Origin of the sequence: Paraliobacillus zengyii (assembly GCF_003268595.1) — a bacterium.
Lineage (GTDB): Bacteria > Bacillota > Bacilli > Bacillales > Amphibacillaceae > Paraliobacillus_A > Paraliobacillus_A zengyii.
The window spans coordinates 1307908-1329168 of the sequence record NZ_CP029797.1; the positions used below are offsets into that span (position 1 = coordinate 1307908).

Annotated in this window: 24 protein-coding genes and 1 other annotated feature; of the genes, 19 read left to right on the forward strand and 5 right to left on the reverse strand. The window is 33.0% G+C overall.

Features of this window, described 5'->3' with window-relative positions; translation table 11 throughout:
- Nucleotides 1-164: 164 nt before the first annotated feature.
- The 12 genes from plsY to DM447_RS06755 all read left to right on the forward strand — a co-directional run bounded on the left by plsY (nt 165) and on the right by DM447_RS06755 (nt 9806).
- On the forward strand, nt 165-737 hold the full coding sequence (plsY, locus tag DM447_RS06700; RefSeq protein ID WP_112180473.1) for a glycerol-3-phosphate 1-O-acyltransferase PlsY: 573 nt from the start codon (nt 165-167) through the stop codon (nt 735-737).
- Between the two features lie 310 nt (nt 738-1047).
- A complete protein-coding gene (locus tag DM447_RS06705; protein ID WP_241964575.1) occupies nt 1048-1491 on the forward strand; it encodes an NUDIX hydrolase in 444 nt (147 codons plus the stop codon).
- Between the two features lie 123 nt (nt 1492-1614).
- Nucleotides 1615-2157, forward strand: coding sequence for a GNAT family N-acetyltransferase (locus DM447_RS06710; protein WP_112180474.1), 543 nt, complete (start codon nt 1615-1617; stop codon nt 2155-2157).
- A gap of 90 nt (nt 2158-2247) precedes the next feature.
- Nucleotides 2248-2504: a binding site (T-box leader), on the forward strand.
- Between the two features lie 81 nt (nt 2505-2585).
- Nucleotides 2586-3848: an MFS transporter gene (locus tag DM447_RS06715; protein WP_112180475.1), complete on the forward strand. Its 1263-nt coding sequence runs from the start codon at nt 2586-2588 to the stop codon at nt 3846-3848.
- Nucleotides 3849-4023: 175 nt separating this feature from the next.
- Complete coding sequence (locus tag DM447_RS06720) at nt 4024-4293, forward strand: YesK family protein (protein ID WP_112180476.1); 270 nt, start codon at nt 4024-4026, stop codon at nt 4291-4293.
- An 82-nt stretch (nt 4294-4375) separates the two neighbouring features.
- Complete coding sequence (locus tag DM447_RS06725; protein ID WP_112180477.1) at nt 4376-5152, forward strand: class I SAM-dependent methyltransferase; 777 nt, start codon at nt 4376-4378, stop codon at nt 5150-5152.
- A 107-nt stretch (nt 5153-5259) separates the two neighbouring features.
- A complete protein-coding gene (locus DM447_RS06730) occupies nt 5260-5760 on the forward strand; it encodes a GNAT family N-acetyltransferase (RefSeq protein WP_112180478.1) in 501 nt (166 codons plus the stop codon).
- Nucleotides 5761-6070: 310 nt separating this feature from the next.
- Nucleotides 6071-6532, forward strand: coding sequence for a GNAT family N-acetyltransferase (locus DM447_RS06735; protein WP_112180479.1), 462 nt, complete (start codon nt 6071-6073; stop codon nt 6530-6532).
- Nucleotides 6533-7040: 508 nt separating this feature from the next.
- Nucleotides 7041-7508: a GNAT family N-acetyltransferase gene (locus tag DM447_RS06740; protein ID WP_112180480.1), complete on the forward strand. Its 468-nt coding sequence runs from the start codon at nt 7041-7043 to the stop codon at nt 7506-7508.
- Between the two features lie 180 nt (nt 7509-7688).
- Nucleotides 7689-8417 (forward strand): phosphatase PAP2 family protein, encoded by a 729-nt coding sequence (locus tag DM447_RS06745; RefSeq protein WP_112180481.1) that lies wholly within the window; start codon nt 7689-7691, stop codon nt 8415-8417.
- A gap of 134 nt (nt 8418-8551) precedes the next feature.
- Nucleotides 8552-9079: a DUF421 domain-containing protein gene (locus DM447_RS06750; RefSeq protein ID WP_112180482.1), complete on the forward strand. Its 528-nt coding sequence runs from the start codon at nt 8552-8554 to the stop codon at nt 9077-9079.
- 181 nt (nt 9080-9260) lie between these two features.
- On the forward strand, nt 9261-9806 hold the full coding sequence (locus DM447_RS06755) for a DUF421 domain-containing protein (RefSeq protein ID WP_112180483.1): 546 nt from the start codon (nt 9261-9263) through the stop codon (nt 9804-9806).
- 418 nt (nt 9807-10224) lie between these two features.
- On the opposite strand, the gene DM447_RS06760 is transcribed toward DM447_RS06755, so the two are convergent.
- A complete protein-coding gene (locus DM447_RS06760) occupies nt 10225-11175 on the reverse strand; it encodes a calcium/sodium antiporter (protein ID WP_112180484.1) in 951 nt (316 codons plus the stop codon).
- A gap of 126 nt (nt 11176-11301) precedes the next feature.
- On the reverse strand, nt 11302-12282 hold the full coding sequence (locus DM447_RS06765; protein WP_112180485.1) for a calcium/sodium antiporter: 981 nt from the start codon (nt 12280-12282) through the stop codon (nt 11302-11304).
- A 1616-nt stretch (nt 12283-13898) separates the two neighbouring features.
- Between DM447_RS06765 and DM447_RS06775 the strand changes: the two genes are divergently transcribed.
- Both DM447_RS06775 and DM447_RS06780 read left to right on the forward strand, forming a co-directional pair.
- Nucleotides 13899-14459, forward strand: coding sequence for a GNAT family N-acetyltransferase (locus DM447_RS06775; RefSeq protein WP_112180487.1), 561 nt, complete (start codon nt 13899-13901; stop codon nt 14457-14459).
- Nucleotides 14460-14539: 80 nt separating this feature from the next.
- Nucleotides 14540-15412, forward strand: coding sequence for an MBL fold metallo-hydrolase (locus DM447_RS06780; RefSeq protein WP_112180488.1), 873 nt, complete (start codon nt 14540-14542; stop codon nt 15410-15412).
- A 106-nt stretch (nt 15413-15518) separates the two neighbouring features.
- Here DM447_RS06780 and DM447_RS06785 read toward each other — a convergent pair whose 3' ends face one another.
- Entirely contained in the window at nt 15519-16121 is a 603-nt protein-coding gene (locus DM447_RS06785) for a TetR/AcrR family transcriptional regulator (RefSeq protein ID WP_112180489.1), read from the reverse strand.
- Between the two features lie 84 nt (nt 16122-16205).
- Here DM447_RS06785 and DM447_RS06790 point away from each other — a divergent pair, with 84 nt between their 5' ends.
- Nucleotides 16206-16682, forward strand: coding sequence for a small multi-drug export protein (locus DM447_RS06790; protein ID WP_112180490.1), 477 nt, complete (start codon nt 16206-16208; stop codon nt 16680-16682).
- Nucleotides 16683-16879: 197 nt separating this feature from the next.
- On the opposite strand, the gene DM447_RS06795 is transcribed toward DM447_RS06790, so the two are convergent.
- The gene (locus DM447_RS06795) at nt 16880-17083 is read right to left on the reverse strand and encodes a helix-turn-helix transcriptional regulator (protein ID WP_112180491.1); all 204 of its coding nucleotides are present in this window, start codon (nt 17081-17083) and stop codon (nt 16880-16882) included.
- Nucleotides 17084-17386: a hypothetical protein gene (locus tag DM447_RS06800; protein ID WP_112180492.1), complete on the reverse strand. Its 303-nt coding sequence runs from the start codon at nt 17384-17386 to the stop codon at nt 17084-17086. It lies immediately after the preceding gene.
- A 362-nt stretch (nt 17387-17748) separates the two neighbouring features.
- Between DM447_RS06800 and DM447_RS06805 the strand changes: the two genes are divergently transcribed.
- The 4 genes from DM447_RS06805 to DM447_RS06820 all read left to right on the forward strand — a co-directional run bounded on the left by DM447_RS06805 (nt 17749) and on the right by DM447_RS06820 (nt 21081).
- Nucleotides 17749-18573, forward strand: coding sequence for an alpha/beta fold hydrolase (locus DM447_RS06805; protein WP_112180493.1), 825 nt, complete (start codon nt 17749-17751; stop codon nt 18571-18573).
- Nucleotides 18574-18735: 162 nt separating this feature from the next.
- Nucleotides 18736-19173 carry a MarR family winged helix-turn-helix transcriptional regulator gene (locus DM447_RS06810; protein ID WP_112180494.1) on the forward strand — a complete coding sequence of 146 codons (438 nt, stop codon included), beginning with the start codon at nt 18736-18738 and terminating at the stop codon, nt 19171-19173.
- A 93-nt stretch (nt 19174-19266) separates the two neighbouring features.
- On the forward strand, nt 19267-20358 hold the full coding sequence (locus tag DM447_RS06815) for a YhgE/Pip domain-containing protein (RefSeq protein ID WP_112180495.1): 1092 nt from the start codon (nt 19267-19269) through the stop codon (nt 20356-20358).
- Nucleotides 20359-20553: 195 nt separating this feature from the next.
- Nucleotides 20554-21081 carry a hypothetical protein gene (locus DM447_RS06820; RefSeq protein ID WP_112180496.1) on the forward strand — a complete coding sequence of 176 codons (528 nt, stop codon included), beginning with the start codon at nt 20554-20556 and terminating at the stop codon, nt 21079-21081.
- The last annotated feature ends 180 nt before the right edge of the window (nt 21082-21261 follow it).

The window sequence follows — 21261 nt, forward strand, 5'->3', positions numbered from 1 at the left end:
TTTTTATTTCATTGGTAAATGTATTGGCGATGTTTGGTAAAACACTTGTCATTTGGTGGTAAAAAACATGGCGTAGGTGGTAAATTTACTTGGCTGTAATCACAGGAAAAAATACAAAACAAATAGAAACGCAATAACAAACTAAGTGAGGAGATAATACCACTTTGAACATTTTAACTTTGATTTTAAGTTATTTATTAGGCTCAATTTCATTTGCTTTAATAATGGGTAAACTATTTTATAAGAAAGATATTCGAGGTTACGGTAGTGGTAATCTAGGGGCAACTAATACTTATAGAGTTTTAGGCTTAAAAGCAGGATTAATTGTTGCAGTTGCTGATATATTAAAAGGTACACTTGCTTGTTTACTGCCATTAATACTCAGTTCTACGGTTAATCCTATTGCATGTGGTTTATTAGCAATATTAGGACACATTTTTTCTGTGTTTGCCAGTTTTAAAGGTGGAAAGGCTGTTGCGACGGCAACTGGAGTTTTTTTATATTTAACGCCTTTAGGTGTTTTGGCTGGTTTTGTTGTGTTTGTGTTAACTTTGTTATTTTCTAAGTATGTATCACTAAGTTCAATGTTAGCTAGTCTAGCATTATTTATTTATAGTCTACTATTTGAAGATAAAGTTATCATAGCACTTTCTATACTAATAAGTGTATCAATAATCATTCTCCATCGACAAAATATAAAGAGAATTCTAAATGGAACAGAGAATAAAATAGTATAAAAATATTTAGATTGAGTATTATTAGTTCAGCTAATGGTTGCTTCAGAAGATGATTCTCAGAATAGAGGTGAAATAGTGCCGACTCCAATTATAATGCTCCTTATACTCATTTCGATCTTAGTATATAGAAGAGTACAGAACGGAAGTATGCAATTTACTGTTAAAAAGTTTATATGGAGTTTAATTATAACTATTGTATTTATTAACGTTATTATGTATTTCATTTTGTAGACATATTCGTAAATTGTTGTACTCAATGTAACGAGTGGTGATTTTTAAGAAGAATTTAAAGTTAAGGTGTTGTTTGATAATGGATATTATTACATTTGGAAAAAGGGAAGAAGGCAAAAAGTACATAGCAAGACCAGCGGTTTATAGTGTAATGTTCAATAGCCAGAACAATAAAGTAGCTATTATTCAAACAGGTGATGGACAGTTTTTTCTCCCAGGTGGTGGAATAGAAGGAAATGAGACACACGAGGAATGTCTAAAAAGAGAAGCTTTAGAAGAAATGGGAATGGACATTAAAATTGTTTATTATATAGGACGTGCTAATAGATATTTCTATTCTACAAATGAATTTAAGTATTATCTAAGTAAAGGCTATTTTTATGTTTGTGAAATTGAAAAAAAAGTTAGTAAACCAATAGAGGAAGACCACTTCTTAAAATGGATTGAACCATCCCAAGCTATAAAGATCTTGTTTCACGAACATCAAAGTTGGGCAATTAGTGAAGCTTTAAAGCAATTGTAGATTATTCAATTATTGGGTACAAATGTAAACGTGTGGCCGTTAAAAATAAATCTATCAATATTGAAAGAAGTTAAATATATGGAAAAACATAAATAGAACAATAAGAAAAGAAGGTATTATTTTATGTTGTTAAAATTAGAAACTAAAAGGTTAATATTACAACGATTTAAAAAAGAAGATGCAATTAGAATAAGAGACTTAGCAAATGATAAAGAGCTAGCAGATATTCTAGGTCTTCCTCACCCATATGAACTCAAAGATGCAGAAGAGTGGATTGCAATCCATCCAGAGCAAATAAAAAATGGAATTGAATATCCTTTAAAAATTACTTCGAAAGAGTTAAGTGAAGTAATAGGTACTATTACTATTAGGGTTGATAAAAGAAACAATAAAGGTGAACTTGGCTACTGGATAGGAAAGGAATATTGGTGTAATGGTTTCGCAACGGAAGCAGTAAATAAAATAATTGATTTTGGATTTAATCAGTTAAAATTGAATAAGATATGTGCTTCAGCTACTTCTAGAAATATAGCTTCAACCATAGTTTTTGAAAAAGTGGGTTTACTAAAAGAGGGTAGATTAAGGCAAAATAGATTCCTTCTTGATAAGTATGAAGATGTTGCTGTGTACGGTCTTTTAAGAGAAGATTATGTAAAAGGTTATTAAAGAAGAACATAGCAGATATGTTGTATATCGACAGTTTTGTTAATAATTTGCTTTACAATAATTATTAACGTTGATATTATAAAAACAATATCAAAGGCAATGAAGAGAAGAGTAGGTAAATCAATTCTTTACAGAGAACTCCAGTTGGCTGAAAAGGAGTAAGAATATGTTTATTGAACCAAGTCTCTGAGCATTACACTGGAACCTAACAAGGGGATAGTGTAACAGGAGCTCCTGTTATAGAGCTAGGGTATAAGTATTTTATTGCCGTACCTGACAAGGTTAATATGGTGACATATTAATAAACTGGGGTGGCAACACGACGATTATATAATCTCGTCCCCAAGACGAAAAGTCTTGGGGGTGGGATTTTTTTGTTGGTCAAAATATATCTAAGTCAGAAACAACAATATACGAGGAGGTTTACTATGAATATTAGAAAAATAGCTGATGCATGGAAGTATCCATCTATTTTATTATTTGGTATAGGGATTTCAAGTATTGGCTCGTGGATATATTTTCTTGCACTAAATCTAATCGTTTTTAATATGACAGGTTCTCCCCTTGCAGTAGCAGTGTTTTATATTATAAAACCTTTAGCTACGGTATTTACTAATTTATGGGCAGGGAGTGTCATTGACCGCATAAATAAAAAGCATCTCATGATTGCTTTAGATTTAATCCAGGGAACTCTGATTACTTGTTTAGCATATTTCACTTACACAATGTGGATAATCTATTTGCTTGTCTTTCTTATTAATATGGCTTCGTCTGTATATGGTCCAACTTCGGTTAGTTATATTACAAGGTTAATTCCAACCGAGCAAAGGCAAAGGTTTAATTCATTGAGAAGTTTACTCGATTCTGGTGCATTTTTACTTGGACCAGCAATTACAGGGGTTCTATTTATGATTGGCACGCCTCTATACGCTATTGGTATTAATGCGATTGCTTTTTATTTTTCAGCGTTAGTCACCTTATTTATGCCTAATGTTGAAAAAAGTCGCGTTAGCAAATCATTAGATCAACGATTATCATTTAGCTTATTAATGCAAGATTGGAAAGAAGTATTGCAGTTTAGCCGACAGTTTTTATATGTCATGACTGTTTATTTTTTATTTAGTGTTTTCATTGTCATACAAACTGCTATTGATTCACTGGAAGTAGCTTTCTCAAAAGAAGTTATTTCTTTATCAGATAGCGAATATGGCTTTCTTGTTAGTATTGCAGGTGCAGGGATTCTGATAGGCTCGTTGATGAATGTCCTATTCCTATTCACAAAAAGATTAGCAGTTTCTTTACTCATTGGAATAGGTTCAGTTACGGTATCGGTAGGGTACATTATTTTTGCATTCTCTACTAATTTCTTAGTTGCATCCATTGGGGTATTTATACTAGCGGTCTCACTTGCCTTTGCAAACACTGGCTTTTACACCTTTTATCAAAACAACATTCCGGTTGAAGTCATGGGGCGGATAGGAAGTATTTACGGATTTGTGGAAGCTTTATTGGTGATAGTGATTACTTTTATATTTGCTGTAACATCTCAATTAATATCCATTCAGTTTGTTGTTGTCTTTGGTGCAATTTTTATGTTTTTATTAACGCTAGCATTAATGTTACTTAGTATGCAACCATCAAAGAGTAAATACTACAGAACTACTCCAGAAGAAGTCAAAGAAATAATTTAATAAACCTAGCTTTTATGTACCTAAAACTTATCCAGGTAATTACAAGTATTTAAAAATATACCTGTCAATTTAGTTTTGCTACTTTTTTCTAATTAAAATAGGAATATTATGTTAAAATTAAATTAACGTTTGGTACTCGAAAGAAGATAGCTATAAGGTTAGGAGCTTGCGGATTATGCAAGGATTTGAAGTATTCATCTTTATTAGTTTTGCAGTTAATATATTATTGGTTAGTACCTCAATGTTTTTGAAAAGAAAAAAACAGGAGAAGTCTATCGGTGTAATTTCTGTTGGGCTAGTTTTAATAAGTATTGCAATAATTATTAGTAGCTTTTTTGTTGGTGGATGGGCCGGAATGGGATTAGGATTTATTGGTCTTTCCATTCTTATAGGTGCAATTACTGGGAGTCTTATTACTAGTTTAATTATGTATATACGAAAATGAAATGAACATTTTTACTAACTGCTGCTTTCTTTAATAATACGAAAATGCTAGTTTTGATAAAATCTAGAGATGAGGGATTGAAGTGGGAATTGATTTTCATAGTAAGAAGAATCGTATTACTTACACAACTCGAAACGCTGATAACTCTTGGATTGAAGTAATGAAGGGCCTTTTACCTATTGAGAAGATTTCAAATGCTTTAGATATTGGTTGCGGTGGAGGGATTTACTCTAAAGCTCTATCGGACATGGGAGTGGATTCTGTTACTGGTGTTGATTTTTCTAAATCAATACTTGAGGGTGCAAGAGAAAACTGTAAAGAATATAAAAATATTTCCTTTCAGCATGGGAATGCTTTTGAGACAAATTTAGACAGTGAAAGTTATGATTTATTACTTGAAAGAGCTTTAATACATCATATTGAAGATTTGCGCTCTTGCTTCATAGAAGCATTTAGATTGGTAAAGGATAATCGATATTATATTATACAAGACCGAACTCCTGGAGATTGTTTATTGAAGGGAAATGACAGTCACATAAGAGGGTATCTCTTTGAACTGTTTCCGAGGTTAGTTGAAAAAGAAACTAACCGAAGACATAGAAGCCAATTGGTGATGGAAACATTAAAAGAAGTAGGATTTAAAAACATCGAAGAAATTAAACTGTGGGAAACAAGAAGAGTTTATGATAACAAAGAGCAATTATTAAAAGACTTAAGCGAAAGAACTGGGAGAAGCATTTTACATGAATTAAACGATAAAGAATTAAATTTATTAATCACTCATATTGAAAAGTCGTTATCAATAAATACTAATATAATTGAAAAAGATAGATGGACGATATGGAAGGCAATCAAATAGAAATGTATTATTTTGATCTAAAGTGCCAGCTGCATTGATAAGGCGAATACAACCTTGTTTAATGATTTTCTTTCTCGTAAATAAGAGAGGATAGGAGAAAAATCTATATGATTCAAATTATGAAGGCTAATGAAAGCCATGTTGAAGGAGTTTCTAATATATGTATTAAAGGATATTGGGCGACATATGGGGAAACGCATTCAAAAGAGTGGATTGAAAGAGTTATTAGAGAGTTTTATAATCACGAGAGAATATTAAGAGAAGTAACAGAATTTAATCGTGATTGGGGTGGATATTTTGTAGCTGTTGAGAACGGAAAAGTAGTTGGTGCAGCAGGAGGAGGTATGATAGATGATGAAATCGGAGAATTATTCGTTATATACCTTGACCCTTCAAGAAGAAATGAAGGGATTGGCACCGAATTACTGAATGCTGTTACGAAACAGCAGAAAGCAGAATATGGAGCCACAGAGCAGTGGGTGTCTGTTCAAAAAGGTAATATGAAAGGAATTCCGTTTTATCAAGCAAAAGGCTTCAAATTTCAATTTGAAAAAGTTACGGAAGAGAATCCAACCTATATTAAATTAAGACATTGTAGGAAAATATAAAATTATTCTTCATTGAACTAATGGGATCGTCAATTACGGCGATCTTATTTTTGTATCTAAATATTAGTTGGGATTTTATGTTAAAATAATTATATAAAGAGTTACGGGAATAAAGATGAGTTTAATAGTACCTTTTCTTATAGTTACAGTTTATTTGATTTTTCTATTGGTCAAAAAAAGCCACGCATCAGGAATGAAATTTATGTTATTAGGATTAAGCATTATTTTATTATTTATAGGTTTAATAATTTCATTTGTAGGTTTTGCAAACGAATATATTACTATAAGTTGAGATAGATGAGGTGATATTATGGAAGTAGAAGTAATTGAAAAACTAATAACTCTTGACGAGATAGAGTTATTAAGAGAACCTTTAGAAAAATTACATGAATATCATAATAGTAAATCTGAATATTTTTCAGGTGATTATCCAAGGTTAACATTTGAAGATCGGATTCGCCATTATAGAGAAAATGCGAGATTTGGAGAATACAGGATTGAACTATTGTTTGAGACAAATACAATGCATTTAATTGCTTTTTCGGTAGTTTATGCCAAGAAATCAAGTGGAAAGATAGAAGTTTTATATGTTGATGAAGGTTATCGCAGTAACAACTTAGGAACAAAACTTATGGATAATGTAATTAAATGGTTTAGTGAAAAAAATATATACGATATTGAACTAAAAGTGGTGTACGGGAATCAGGCTGTATCATTTTATGAAAAGTTTGGATTTTTGCCTCGTTCAGTAATTATGGGGACTAAAACATAATAATAGTAAACAACTTATTCAACTAAAAGGCAGGTTGCTTCAGAACAATAGTTATAGTTGAAATAGTATATGCAATTTTACCATCGCTTCTAATTACAATGTACCAAGAGACATATGCAAGTGGTATTAATACTATTTCATGCGATGGTAACGGTGATTGCGGTTTTGAGTATGTGGATGAAGACTTTTTGAATGCGGAATGCCATCTCGTATTACACAATCGAGGCTGAAAGGCGAATGGAGTCACTAATGAATTTATCTGGTCCATATAGTATTACGGTAGAAGCTAATCAAGAAAAAATATTGATTTAATCAAATTACTAGATGTATCAGGTGTTCCAAGACATTTTGATGGTGGAACATCTAACGCTATTAATATCAAGTTAATAGATGAGGAAACTGAACGTATTTTATAGTTCATGAATGACGCTGGATTGTTTAGGATATTTAATACTTTTCTTCCATAAAAAAATAAAATCGATAATAATTATAACCAAAAGGAGGTAACATGGTAATCAAGTCTGCGATAGCTAGTGATGCACCAGTAATTCATGATTTAATGATCAAGGCATTTATGCAATATGAAAACGAAAATCCGCCATCAAGCGCTTTAGAAGAAACTGTACAGTCGGTTTCTACTGCTTTGGTACAAGGGGAACAGGCATTGATTGCTTTTGAAGAGAATAAACCAGTTGGTATGGTACGATTTCAAATTAAAGACGAGGGTTTATATTTTTATCGTTTGTCAGTTATTCCTGAAAAACAAGGAAAAGGCTTTGCAAAAAAGATATTAACTTCTTTAGAGGAATACGCAAATAAAGTTGATATAACTACTATATTATGTAAAGTCCGTCTGTCAATGCCTAAGAATATACAACTATATAATTCCATAGGTTATGCTGTTTATAGTGAAGAAGTTTTACGTAATCGAAAGGGTATCAATATTAAAGTTGTTTCAATGAAGAAAGAACTTTAGTTATTTAAATAACTGCTAAAATAGTTTCCAAGGGATCGTCGATTCAGGCGATCCTATTTTTGTACTTGAATAATATTGGGTGTTTATGGGGTTTCTCAATGTTTTCAATGTTTGTTTTAGCTATACAAAAAAAGGGGATTGGATAGGAATACATAAATTTATAACTTTAGGAGGATCTGAATGCTTTTCAAAGGAACCAACATTAAAAATCCCTCAAAAATGTCCATTGTCCTCATCTTAGTTGGCTTTGTCACGATATTTGGAGGTTTCTATTTTTTTCTTTCTTTAGCAGAAGAAGTACTGGAGAATGAAAGTTTTCAAATTGACGAAGTAATTAATCAGTTTATCATTTCAATTAACGCGCCTTGGCTAACTAATTTAATGGGGTATATTACGGAAACAGGCTCGGTTATTTGGATTACTATAGGAACGATTATTGTTGTTGTATATTTATTATTCTTCTCGAAAAAAAGTAACTGGATGGCTACTTTTCTTATCATTAACATGGTAGGAATCAGTGGCTTAACCAAAGGATTAAAACTACTGTTTGAACGTGAGAGACCTGAAGTGATTGCTCAGTATGATGGCACTGGATTTAGTTTTCCAAGTGGACACTCTACAGGTGCTGTAACGTTTTATGGCTTTATGATTTACTTAATCGCTGTCAGTAGGATTAGTCGATTTTGGAAGTGGATGATTAATCTTTTTCTCGGTTTTTGGATTGTTATCGTGTCCTTAAGTAGAGTAGTGATAGGGGTACATTATATAACAGATATTATTGCAGGACTAATCTTTGGCCTTGCGTGGCTACTTGTTTGTATAGCAGCACTTGAAGTGATGCTTTGGAGAAAAAGAAAAGATAAAAAAAGTGATCTTATCCTAAATGAGAGAGGTTTTTTAAAAAGATAATCAACGTAACTGATTTTACTGAAATCAGAGATGAAGCTGAATTATCTGCATTGTACATTATCGAAGGTCAATCAGCAATCTTGCTGATAACTAATCTTGATACTCACGGTATAACATACTAAGGAGAGAAGCCTATGTTTGAAACATTTCTTTTTGACAAGTGGGAGGATCTCTTGTGGATTTTCCTGATGTCTTTACTTATTTATCCATCCCTTGTTGCAATTCTGAGAGGATTTGGAAAACGAACATTAACGAATGTTAACATGTTCGATCTAATTATCACTATCGCGTACGGAAATGCATTATCGAGTATAATCATCACCCGTGAAGTTTCATACGTGGACGGATTCACGATTCTACTTGCTATGACGGTTCTGCAGGTCATCCTCTCCAAACTACAAATGTATTCAAAGACACTCCAAAAGTTAGTCAAAGCAAAACCGATTTTTCTTTACTACGATGGTGAGTTCAATGAATTAGCAATTAATCGCCAACGTCTGCAGCAAGATGATCTGTTGCAGGCTATCCGTAAGAAAGGAATCCGTTCATTTACAGATGTAACTGCCATAACACTGGAAGGGGATGGGACACTGGCAGTCATGCAAAAAGACAATGATGTTCCGCATGATGTCTTTGATGACGTCATTTGGCTGGATAAATAGAATTCAACCACTATTCTGTTAAGAATGACAGGGTTTCTTTCGACATTCATGAAACTCAATTTCTTAATTCTATTATCTGAGCTATAAATAGAACCACCGAGGGATAGTGGCAAAAATTGCTATAACAAGACAGACTTAAATACTAGAATGTTGTATATTTTTTACACAAGGGGGTTAGGTGATGTTCGATTCGTTACTGTTTGACAACTGGAAAGACTTGCTTTGGATTGTCTTGATGGGTGTACTGATGTACCCGACATTCCTTATCATTTTTAGGATTTTCGGAAAACGTTCACTGACACAGGTAAATATGTTTGATTTCATCATAACTGTGGCTTACGGGAATACCTTAGCGAGCATCCTGATAATTCAGAGCATCTCCTATATGGAAGGTGCTCTTATGATTCTAATGCTGGCGGTCCTGCAGTTTATTTTTTCAAAACTCCAGACCAAATTTAAAAGCTTTAGGAATTGGACCAAGGCGAAACCGATTTATCTTTATTCCCAGGGGGAGTTCAACCAAGAAGCCATGAGACAGGAGCGCCTCAAGTTTGAAGACGTAAGTTCGGCTGTGCGAAAACAAGGATTAGTGTCTTTTCAGCAGCTTGATGCGATAATATTGGAAGGTGACGGTACCATCACTGCAGTCATGAAAGGGGATGGTGGTGTGCCGGAATCAGTTAGTGATGTTTTGTGGACGAAAAAAACCGAAAGAACGCTTAAATAAAACGTAGCTTAAATTTTTCATTTATATGTTGTCGTAAAGTCTTTTACGGTAATAATGGAAGACAGTTAAATGCAGATTTAATAAAGATAGATATATTTATATTTCACTTTTTTTCTAATATATTTGATATAGTACTAATCATTGAAGAAGCATTTGGCTTATATGTGATTACGGACACTGAAATGTACCACCTCTGACATGTGTTAGCGTAACATTTTAATATATTATAAAATAGAGGGTTAGTTCCGTAATGGACTAACCCTCTCCATATAGCTATTGAACGATTGCGACAATAGTCATCATGAATTTAATGGAAAAGGTGCCAACCACTTTCGCCTGTTGTCGAACTTCGACATGTAACAGGACTGTGAATGACACCTTTTCTGGCATGGAATATTCCTAAGACAGGAATAACCTCTTAGTTTCTTATGAGGATAAAAATCATGTAGGCAATATAAGCAGCTGCCAACAAGCCTCCTTCAACTTTACCTATTCTAAAGTTGGTTCTTGAGAAAATAAGTAAAATAATTGTTAAAACATTCATCAAAAGGATATCAAAGAATATTTTATTATCTACTGCAAGTGGAGAAATAACCGATGAAATACCGAGCACGAATAAAATATTGAAGATATTGCTTCCAATGATATTCCCTACAGCAATTTCACTTTCTTTCTTTATTGCGGCAGTAACTGAAGTAATTAATTCAGGTAAGGATGTACCAACTGCAACAATTGTTAGACCTACAAGGGTTTGACTCATACCAAACGATAGGGCAATATCCGTAGCACTGTTTACGACTAGGTCTCCACCGAAAATAATTGCTCCGAGACCACCAACTGTCAAAAGCGTATTTTTACCCATTGGTACTTTTTCTTGAATGGTGTTTTCTAGCTTATCCCGGCTATTTCTAGCAACCTCAAAGATATAGTATAGGAAGATAGCAAAGAACAGTAAAAAGATTAATCCATCACTTCTCGTAATAAAGTTATCACCTAATTGCTGAAGGGTAACATCACTAATAAGGATTAGTAACGCAATGCCCCCAAGAAATGTAAAAGGAATTTCTTTTCTGATTGTTTCATTCTCAACCTTCAATGGAAAAATTAATGCGGCAACTCCAATGACAAATGTTATATTGAAAATATTGCTTCCAACAACGTTACCTATCGCAACTCCTGCATTCCCTTCCAATGCAGCAACAATACTTACTGTTGCCTCCGGCGCACTAGTTCCAAAGGCAACGATAGTTAACCCAATTAAAAGTGGGGAAACTCTAAGGGCAGTGGCAATTTTTGAAGCGCCATTCACAAAAAAGTCTGCTCCTTTAATTAGTAAAACAAAGCCGATAATTAACAAAACATAAGTCATTTATTATATTCCTCCATTATAGTAAGCGATCATAAATTATTCAGATATAGAAGTGATAGAGACAATTGATTATGAAAAAATCCAATTAAAAATAAGTGATGGTTTTCGAATAGACAGCTTTACATGTTAATTTCTTATTAGTATAAAAATCGTATATAGAATATATGAAACCACTAGAAAGATACCTTCATATTTTCCGATTTTAAAGCTTGTTCTTGAAAAGACAAGCACGGCGACTGTTAGTAAAATCATAATAAAAACATCAACAATTAACTTACTTTCGATACTAAGGGGATGAATAACAGCTGTCGTACCCAGCACGAATAAAATGTTAAAGATATTACTACCCACGATGTTTCCTAGCGCAATCTCACTTTCCTTTTTAAGAGCTGCGGTGACAGAGGTCATTAATTCTGGTAAGGACGTACCGATTGCAACAATCGTTAAACCAACTAAAGCTTCACTCATTCCAAAAGAAAGTGCTATATCAACAGCATTGTTAACTACCAGTTCTCCACCAAAGATAATTCCGATCAGTCCACCAATAGTTAATAAGATGTTTTTCGTCCATGAAGTGGTCACTTGCTCTTGCTCCACTTCTTCCACTTGTTTCTTTGTTTCTTCTTTGTTCTTCACTCGATTTCTTTTGGCAACTTCAAAAATGTAGTATAAGAAAATGACAAAGAACAGTAAAATGATCAGGCCGTCACCTCTAGTAACGAGGTTTTGACTAGCTCCTTGAAGTGCTATATCACTAACTAAAACCAGTAATACTACACTTACTAACAAGGTGTACGGTAATTCTTTTCTAATTGTTTCATTCTGTACTTTCATCGGATAAAGGAATGCAGCCACTCCAAGTACTAAAGTAATATTCATAATATTACTTCCAACAATATTCCCAATAGCTACACCAGGATTTCCCTCCACTGCAGCAATGATACTGACTGTAGCCTCCGGTGAACTTGTTCCCAAAGCTACAATAGTTAGACCAATTAACAATGGGGAAATATGAAGGGCTCGTGCAATACTTGAGGATCCATCTACAAATAAATCAGCCCCCTTGACCAATAATACAAATCCTAAAATTAATAAAATATAAATCATCAAATCCAACTTTCCTAATGTGGTTTCTTGTTCCTTTTATATTTTTTACTAAAGTAGTGCCCCTCATTCATTAAGAGTAAACACAAAAAAACCTTTACCGATGTGGTAAAGGTTTTAGAATAGAGCAGACCTTTACCTAAGTGCGGCAAAGGTCTTGCTAACAACGTATCGTTGCCAACAAAGCCGAGAGTTATGAAAACTCCGTAATGACGACTTTGCTGTAAAAGCTACTCCCCTAAGACAATTTAACTTGTTACTAAATCTTATACAAACTGTTTGATTTAGTCAACTCTTTTTATACTTTTCATTTAATTATGTTAGTTAAAGGAGGGGATGATAGGATTGCTCCTTAAATTCGTTATTGTTCTGTACTGTGTTTTTACAATAGTGATAATTCAAGGACTGGTAACTGTTGCAATCATACGCCACGTGCCTTATCTTCTTCGCAGTTGGTTGTTACTTATTCCACCTCATTAATAAAATGAGCAATATTCCAGCGTTCCCAATTTGTAATATTTGGATAAATACTGAAAGATTATTTTAAAGTATCACTAGAAACGGGATATAATAAAACTTGGACGAACCACTACTCTGTTTAAGCCAATCACCTTAAAATGTAGGATTGCCTGAGAGGTAAAATATATCTTGTGCTTTTTTGAAGGTCGCTATATGATATATCCACATGAACTAAAATGTTTGAAATTTCAGTTAAAGTGAGGTGGGTATGATGTTGGTGTATTTAATTGTTAGCCAAGTTTTATTCATTTGCTCGTTACTGCCGTGGGTTATTATTTGGGGAATGTCGTTTATGAGTTTTGACGCTGGTATTGGTCTTTATAATTCATTGTTTGTACTAACTATTACAGTGTACCCGTTGGCTATAATTATTTGTTCTATTTTAGCGTGGGTTTTCCGAGTCAAAAAGAAACGGTTTGCTATAATTATAAATTTAGTACCGCTGCTATGGGTAATAAGCTTTATTAGTTTTATGTATATAGTTGATTAATTTGCTATTTATGACGCTATTCTTTTTATAAGGATTGCGTTTTTTATTTTTAAAAATACTCAATCAATCTAGCATCGTCGAGAAGCAGAGGACGGTTCTCTTCTTACATATTTCATAAAGTGGGGCAAAGAAATGTCCCCTGCTTCTTACCCGATTTTCTTTGGGGATGGATTGTGTGCATTGTGGAAGAAGGAATAAACTTTTTCACTACTGCACAATAGAAAAATTATATTCAACAATCAGACGTGATTACGAGAGTATAACAATCATCATATCACTCATAGAGAACACATAAGCTTCTCATCCTCCAATACAAACTCCTTGTAAAGAGCTTGGATTTTTCTTTTTCTATAGAATCGTAAATATCATTTAATAACATCTTAAAATATGCATAAATGAAAATAGAAGATGCCGTAATGGCTAAGACAGTTTTTTGAAATAACTCGCAGCTCTGCGGTAAATACATAGACACCAAGTGGTCAACCCCTAGGCAATAGCTGGTAAAAAACATGGCAGAGATGGTACATTTATGTGGAGGTAATCAATATGGTCTTGCTTAATGTTTGAAGTGAATTAAAGCAGTCAAAAATAAGTTTCGGGAGATAGTGAAATGAAAACAAACAACTTACCGATAGTGCAATTAAGGGAATTAACACTTGCAGACGCGGAAGACCGTTATCAATGGTGTTTAGATAAAGAATTGACAAAACATTTGAATATGCCAGAGAAATATCCACCATTTAACAGAGAAGAAACACGAAACTGGATTAACATGTGCATAAACAAGACAAACGGATATGAACAAAAGGCAATCCTATCAGAAGAGGGAAAACACATTGGATGGGTTGATCTAAAGAACATGGATAGTTTAAACAAACATGCTGAATTAGGGATTGCTATTGGTGATAAAAGTTATTGGGGCAAAGGTTTTGGGCTAGCTGCAATGAAAGAGATGCTTTCATGGGGGTTTAATGAACTGGATTTAAATAAGATATGGCTTAGAGTTGAAGTGGATAATGATAAAGCAATTAAATCCTATAAGCGTATGGGTTATGTAGAAGAAGGGATTTTAAGGCAAGACCGATTAAGAAATGGAGAGTTTGTTGATCGCCTTCGAATGAGCATGTTAAGGAAAGCGTTTTTTCAAATGATTAATGATAAAAATGAATAATAAAACAGAGCCATCAAAACTTAGTTCACAATGATAAAATTGTTAGTCTAATAGGTTAGTAGTAGAAGGAGGGATCATGGATGCAACAGTTAAAAAGAATAGGAAGTTCATTTTGGTATATGACACCCGTTTCAGAGACAGACAGACCTACGTTAGGAATGGTTGTTGGCACTGAAATGAGCTTGATGATAGATGCAGGTAATTCAGATGCGCATGCACGTTTGTTTTTAGATAAGTTAGGTGAACATAATATTTCGAAGCCAGATTTCGTTGCAATAACCCATTGGCATTGGGACCATATTTTCGGAATGTCGGCACTAAAAGATTCTTTGTCAATTTCATCTTCAGAGACGAAAAAAGAAATTAATAAACTGACTGATTACGAATGGACAGATACAGATAAGGCTTTAGACGAACGGATTAAAGAAGGAATTGAAATTGAATTTTGTGCTACTTGTATAAAAAAGGAATATGGTGAAGAAAGAAATATACAGATTCAATTACCTAAACTAACATTCGATAAGCAGCTTGAAATAGATCTTGGTGATGTGACTTGTGTATTAAAACATGTGGGAGGCGACCATGCACAAGATGCTGTTGTAGTTTATATTAAGGAAGAAAAAATATTATTTCTAAATGATAGTATTTATCCAGATATTTTTTCCTCCAAAAATAACTATACATCGAAGCGTACGTTAAAATTGATAGAAGAATTAGAAGCATTTGATGCAGAAACATATATCCTTTCACATTCAGAAAATATGAATCGAAATGAGTTTTTGCAAGAAATAGAATTGTTAAAAGCAGTTGGGTTCTATACTGAGAAGTATGAAGGTGACGCTGAGAAAATAAAATCAGAGTATAAACAAACGGTAAATAGAGAGTTAAATGAAGACGAATTAGAAACAATAGAATATTTTATTAATGGTTATGAAATGGATAAAGAACTTTAGTAAGTTCAACCAAAATAAAAAGAATTACATGGGCGTAACCTTAAAGTAAAAGGTTTCCGCCCATGTAATTCTTGGATTTGAAAACAGAACAAACAAACTGTACTTATTAATTGTAGTTACAAATTCTTCGTAAATATTCTCTGATTTCTTTTTCAATAATATGATCGTCGTATAAGTTGGCGTAAATAACAGATTCAAATACTAAGCCGTGGATGAATATCGTTAATGAATTTGCGCTGTCTTCAATACTTATAAGTTTTTTAATGTACCCTTCTGTATGAAGCATCCTTAATACATCCTTTGCAAAATTAAGGTTTACTTCTCGAGATTTATCCTTCGTCTCGTGGTATTCTGGGTTCATTGTTGCCATTACGGAAAATTTCATCCAAATATCATTTTCCATTCTTTCTTCTTCTGTATTTGCTTGCACAATTTGTTTTATCATGCGAATTGCATTTTCAAACACATCCTGATCCTTCTGCATGACCTTTTGCATTCTTTCCTCAAATCGTTGATAGATAACATCCATTGCGACCATATATATGTCTTTTTGTTTTGGAAAAAAGTATTGAACAGAACCTAAAGAAAGGCCTGCTTCTTTGGCAATTTCACGTGAAGTTGCTTTTTCGAAACCTGAATGGTGAATAATGCGAAACATTGCTTCTACAATTTGATTTTTTCTTTCAGCATGATCTATTTTTTTAGGCATAGGATAACTCCTTTGATTTTTTAAGTCAGTTGTATTATAATTTTTGTAAGTCAAGTGACTTAATAAAATGAGTGAGGTAATTATATGGAAAACCTTTATCTTCAGTTTCTTTTTGTGTTTTTTGTAAGTATGGTTCCTTTTCTTGAAGTATTTCTAACTGTTCCAACGGCAATCATTGTTTTTAACTTTCCGCCTTTTGTAGCATTAATAGTAGCTATTCTCGGAAATGCGTTTAGTGTCTTTCTATTTATGTTTTTTGGAACTGAAATTAACAAATTATTTAATAAGATATATAATAAATTTCGAAAGAGCGAAAGTACGCCTAAGAAAATTAACCCTCGAATAAAAAGTACCTTCGATCGATTTGGTGCAATCGGAGTATGTTTTTTATCTTCTATTTTGTTTAGTAGCCAGTTAGGTGCTGGTGCAATAACAACTCTTGGGGCATCAAGAAGTCAAGTGTTTATTTGGACAAACGTAGGAGCTAGTGCAGTAGCGGTAGTGATGGCAATATTATCTGTAGTGGCAGAAAAATTAGTTTCATCACTAGTGAATCTATAGTGAATTATAAAAGAAAAGTAGAGTTGAAACAAGCTTAATCCTATAATTAGGTTTGGCATGTTCCAATTTGTAGAAAGTCAATCTTGTTTGAAAAACAACTACCTTTATTGGTTTCACTAGCTCGAATTAGTGAAAGATTCAGGATTTGATAACGTGTTGAGCAGTGCATTAAAAGACCTCGATATGAGGCCTTTTTATCACTTTCTAATAGAATTACTTATGAAAAGTTGATCTACTGAGGTGTCCAATACAGAGGCTAATTCAAACGCTAATTGTAACGTAGGGTCATATTTATCATTCTCAATTGCATTTATTGTTTGTCTGGATACTTTACAATGTTTAGCCAGTTCTTCCTGTGATAATTTAGCTGATTTTCTTAATTGCTTAATGTTATTTTTCATTTAATCACCATATTTTTTTCTGTAAAAAATTAATGTTGCCAGATATATAATGGAAATCACTGTCAGCAGAACTATCGGCGAATTTACATTACTATTATCAGAAGTGTTCCCTTGAATAGTTAGATAAATTGACTCTCCAACTTCTAAAAGTAACATACCTATAACTACGATAAATGCATATGATTGAGCCTTCGTCTTGATAAAATTCCTTCTTTCATCACCCTTTTGAGAAAATGGTGCAATAAAAATCAAAATTCCGCAAACTAATAATATGACAGAATACACAATTTTAACCCAATCCATTTTTGCTTCCTCCTCGTTAAAATGTAAAAAGTATTTGACATTTATTATTATAGCAACAGAATTAGTAATGTCAAATACTTTTTACATTATTTAATTATAATTAAAACAACAATCTTTTAGAAAACAGTCAAATCACAAAAGAACTGGATGAATTAGTGGAAGTTTTATAAAATCGAGAAAGTAAAATGGAAAATAATTTAATAGAAAGCATATGTTTTAAATTAAATTGAATATGGTATTATTGTTGGGAAACCCACCTTATATGAAAAAAGGTTACCAATGTACTCTCTATTTCAGGGAAGCCATTTGGGTTACATTTGGATAAAAGTAAATTTAATTCATCTTAGACCTGCGGTAATAATGTGAAAAAATGGGAATTAACAAAACAGTTTGATTCTTCTCATGGTACGGTTCGTTTTGAAGTGGTTGGGCAAGGTCCTCCATTGGTATTAGTACATGGAACTCCATGGTCATCATTCAACTGGAGACATATTGTTCCGGCATTGAGTGAATGGTACACAGTTTATTATTATGATTTATTAGGATATGGTCAATCCGAAAAAAAAGAGGATCAGAATGTTTCGTTAGGTATTCAAAATGAAATTTTAACAGAACTTCTTCAATATTGGGAGTCAGATTCACCAATTATTATCGGTCATGATTTTGGTGGTACGACCGCTTTGCGAACACATTTATTAAATAAAGTTCATTTCAAAAAAATGATATTAATGGATCCAGTTGCTGTTGGACCATGGGGTTCTTCCTTCTTTTCACATGTTAATAAACATGAAGAGGCATTTAGAGGAGTTCCTTCATTTATACATAAATCGATAGTATCAACTTATATTCAAGGAGCACTTTACAGTAAAATGAGTGACGAGACAAAAGAGGGGATTACACAATATTGGTTAGGAGAACATGGTCAGCCTGCATTTTACAGACAGATTGCCCAAGCAAACCAAACTTACACAGATGAAGTGGAAAATCTTTATAATGAAATTAGTATTCCAACTTTGATATTGTGGGGAGAGAAAGATGAGTGGGTACCCATTGAAAAGGGATATGCTCTACGTGAAAAAATTAGTGAATCCAAATTCAAATCTATTCCAGATGCAGGTCACTTGATACAAGAGGAAGCTCCCGCTATCGTATTAGGGCATATCATTAAATTTTTAAATGAAACTTGATTATGAGTGATAACTTTTACTATTATAGTAACATTGTATAAAATTATTCTAACGTAAGAATAGTAAAAGCAAAATAGATTCCAATTGACAACAGTTAACTTTAATCATATACTAGCATAGGCTATTAATGCATGTGCTAGTATTTAATAGGAGGTTTTAGTAATGCCTTTTGATATAGAGCAAAACTCAATCGGCTTCTTATTATCAAGAACTTTTTATACATATCAGAAATATCTAACTAATTTACTTCGAGATTATTCTATAACTCCAGAACAATTTGGCGTAATTCATCAATTAAGGAAACATCCAGGGATATCTCAAAAAGAATTGGCAGCTTTGCATGGAAAAGATCAAACAAGTATAGGTAAAACGTTAGATCGTTTAGAAAAAAAGGAATTGATAATACGTTCTAAAGATCCATCAGATAGAAGAGCTATTAAATTATTTATATCACCAAATGGAGAAGAGATTTATAATACTGTTTCTCCAATGGTACAAGATTTAAATAATCAACTCAATCAACTTCTAACTGACAACAAGTCAGAACAATTAATAGAATCTCTTAATGAGATATTCAACAATTTATCCAGTTCAAAATGAGCTGGAGTTTTTTACGCTAAATACATGCATAACCTATTATGTCCTATGCATGTATTATTACATCGTATTTTCATTATGAGAGGAATGTTATAAATGGATATTTATTCAACTTTTAAGGACTTTTTTAAAATTTTTCAAACAAAACTGGGATTGGTATTTGCTATTGGTCTTCCATTGTTTTTCACCGTTATTTGGATGACAGGTTATGATGGAGCCACGGAAAGAATTGATCAATTAACAGTTGGGATAGTTAATCAAGAAGGTGCGGATAGTGAGACAATTGCAGAGTCGATTGAGACTTATGTTCCATTTCAAACCGAACAATATGCTGACCTAACTAAAGCACAAGAGGAAATGGATGATGGTGAATTAGTTATGATCGTTTCAATTCCTGAAAACTTTATTAATGACGCCAATGATGGGAATTCGGAATTAACGTATTATATTAATCAAGCAAATTCAGAAATTGCCTTAGCTATTGCTGAATCATCTGTAGCACAAATAACATCAAGTATTAATGAAGGTGTATTTACAGATACAGATGACGCAATCGTAAGTACTAATATTGTAAAGACGAACAGCATAAATAATTTTGCAGTGACAATGCTTCCAATGATATTAGGGTTTGTTACGTATATTGGTGTTATGACGATGAATATACAATTTAACCTCTCATCTATGTTTATCCAAAAGAACCATACAAAATATCAAATATTTTGGGGAAGACAATTATTGCTACTACTTGTATCAATTTTTGGTTCATTAATTGTTACAAGTGTTGCCATGCTGTTCGCAGATACAGTAGCATCTTTTTGGCAGATGTGGGGATTTCATATATTAGTTTATATGGCTAGTATAAGTGTTACACAAATGTCGTTTGCTTTATTTGGTGGTTTGGGCGCATTATTTAATACAGCTTTAGTTCCCCTGCAACTTATGACAGCAGGTAATATCATCCCAGCTGACATGCTAACAGGCTTTTACCGCCATTTAGGCAACTTTTTACCAGCATCTAATGCGATACAAGGTTATATGAGGTTAATTTATAGTGGTGCTTCTATTAGTCCTTTTATTATGAATTTGTTGTTAATCACAGTTGTCACATTTGGCATATCACTTCTTCGTTTATATTCGAGTGAATTATCATTTAAACAGAAAATCAAAGCTAAACCAGAAACTACTTAAAAATTACGCAAAGCAGACTATTTATAGTTAGTTATATGTTTAAAAGCCAAAATATTATTTACGAAGGAAGTTGGGGATTTCAATTTATTGAAACTTCTCAATTTCCTTTTTGTAGTGTGAAACACTAATTTAACATATTTTTACTTTGTGTTATCATAGGTTGTATAGAAAATACGGTGATGAAGGGGTGATCTTTTGAAGAAACTTCTGCTATATATGGGGTTAGTCTTAATTTTACTTGGGTGTACGAATGTAGAGAATGAAGAAGAACAAACACAGCCTGTACTTAGTTTAGAAGAACAAATAGAAGAAGTAATGAATCAACATGATTATCCATCGCACACTATCGTAAACTATGAAATTAAAAATGATTTTATTTATGTATTCACAGATACGAACAGTTCATTAAATGTTGCAGTTCTAGAATACTCGACTGAATCAATAGAGTGGATCATGGATTACAAATCTATCGAGAAGATGTCTATACTAGATCCAGAATACGAAAACATGCCGGTTCTAACTGTTGTAAAAACCGAAGACGCTAATATAGCTAGTGTTAAAGTATTGGGAGAACCTGCAAAAGGACTTCAATATTCTAAAGAAGTTACCGATGACTACACAATAGATACTAAATACTGGATCCACTTCACAGAAATGAAGGAAGAGTATGCTGACTTCGAAAATCAAAACCTTCCTGTTAATTCAATCGAATTTATTGAGTGAAAACTTATAAAGAAGGCTATTGTGACGAAAAAAGTTAGACTTTTATCGGAGTAGAAAATCTACTTCGTTTTTTTACGCCAACCCCGTCCAAGTCGTAGTACTTATCCTGTTTCATTCTACTAGGCGTAATTGTTGAATTTAGTTTAGCGATTACAGTATTTTATTAACTATTTAACTATC

Excerpts from the sequence above, each read along its gene's own strand:
- DM447_RS06705 (WP_241964575.1), top strand. The coding sequence starts at position 1,048 with ATGGATATTATTACATTTGGAAAAAGGGAAGAAGGCAAAAAGTACATA.
- DM447_RS06710 (WP_112180474.1), top strand. The coding sequence starts at position 1,615 with ATGTTGTTAAAATTAGAAACTAAAAGGTTAATATTACAACGATTTAAA.
- DM447_RS06715 (WP_112180475.1), top strand. The coding sequence starts at position 2,586 with ATGAATATTAGAAAAATAGCTGATGCATGGAAGTATCCATCTATTTTA.
- DM447_RS06720 (WP_112180476.1), top strand. The coding sequence starts at position 4,024 with ATGCAAGGATTTGAAGTATTCATCTTTATTAGTTTTGCAGTTAATATA.
- DM447_RS06730 (WP_112180478.1), top strand. The coding sequence starts at position 5,260 with ATGATTCAAATTATGAAGGCTAATGAAAGCCATGTTGAAGGAGTTTCT.
- DM447_RS06735 (WP_112180479.1), top strand. The coding sequence starts at position 6,071 with ATGGAAGTAGAAGTAATTGAAAAACTAATAACTCTTGACGAGATAGAG.
- DM447_RS06740 (WP_112180480.1), top strand. The coding sequence starts at position 7,041 with ATGGTAATCAAGTCTGCGATAGCTAGTGATGCACCAGTAATTCATGAT.
- DM447_RS06745 (WP_112180481.1), top strand. The coding sequence starts at position 7,689 with ATGCTTTTCAAAGGAACCAACATTAAAAATCCCTCAAAAATGTCCATT.
- DM447_RS06750 (WP_112180482.1), top strand. The coding sequence starts at position 8,552 with ATGTTTGAAACATTTCTTTTTGACAAGTGGGAGGATCTCTTGTGGATT.
- DM447_RS06755 (WP_112180483.1), top strand. The coding sequence starts at position 9,261 with ATGTTCGATTCGTTACTGTTTGACAACTGGAAAGACTTGCTTTGGATT.
- DM447_RS06760 (WP_112180484.1), bottom strand. The coding sequence starts at position 11,175 with ATGACTTATGTTTTGTTAATTATCGGCTTTGTTTTACTAATTAAAGGA.
- DM447_RS06765 (WP_112180485.1), bottom strand. The coding sequence starts at position 12,282 with ATGATTTATATTTTATTAATTTTAGGATTTGTATTATTGGTCAAGGGG.
- DM447_RS06775 (WP_112180487.1), top strand. The coding sequence starts at position 13,899 with ATGAAAACAAACAACTTACCGATAGTGCAATTAAGGGAATTAACACTT.
- DM447_RS06780 (WP_112180488.1), top strand. The coding sequence starts at position 14,540 with ATGCAACAGTTAAAAAGAATAGGAAGTTCATTTTGGTATATGACACCC.
- DM447_RS06785 (WP_112180489.1), bottom strand. The coding sequence starts at position 16,121 with ATGCCTAAAAAAATAGATCATGCTGAAAGAAAAAATCAAATTGTAGAA.
- DM447_RS06790 (WP_112180490.1), top strand. The coding sequence starts at position 16,206 with ATGGAAAACCTTTATCTTCAGTTTCTTTTTGTGTTTTTTGTAAGTATG.
- DM447_RS06795 (WP_112180491.1), bottom strand. The coding sequence starts at position 17,083 with ATGAAAAATAACATTAAGCAATTAAGAAAATCAGCTAAATTATCACAG.
- DM447_RS06800 (WP_112180492.1), bottom strand. The coding sequence starts at position 17,386 with ATGGATTGGGTTAAAATTGTGTATTCTGTCATATTATTAGTTTGCGGA.
- DM447_RS06810 (WP_112180494.1), top strand. The coding sequence starts at position 18,736 with ATGCCTTTTGATATAGAGCAAAACTCAATCGGCTTCTTATTATCAAGA.
- DM447_RS06815 (WP_112180495.1), top strand. The coding sequence starts at position 19,267 with ATGGATATTTATTCAACTTTTAAGGACTTTTTTAAAATTTTTCAAACA.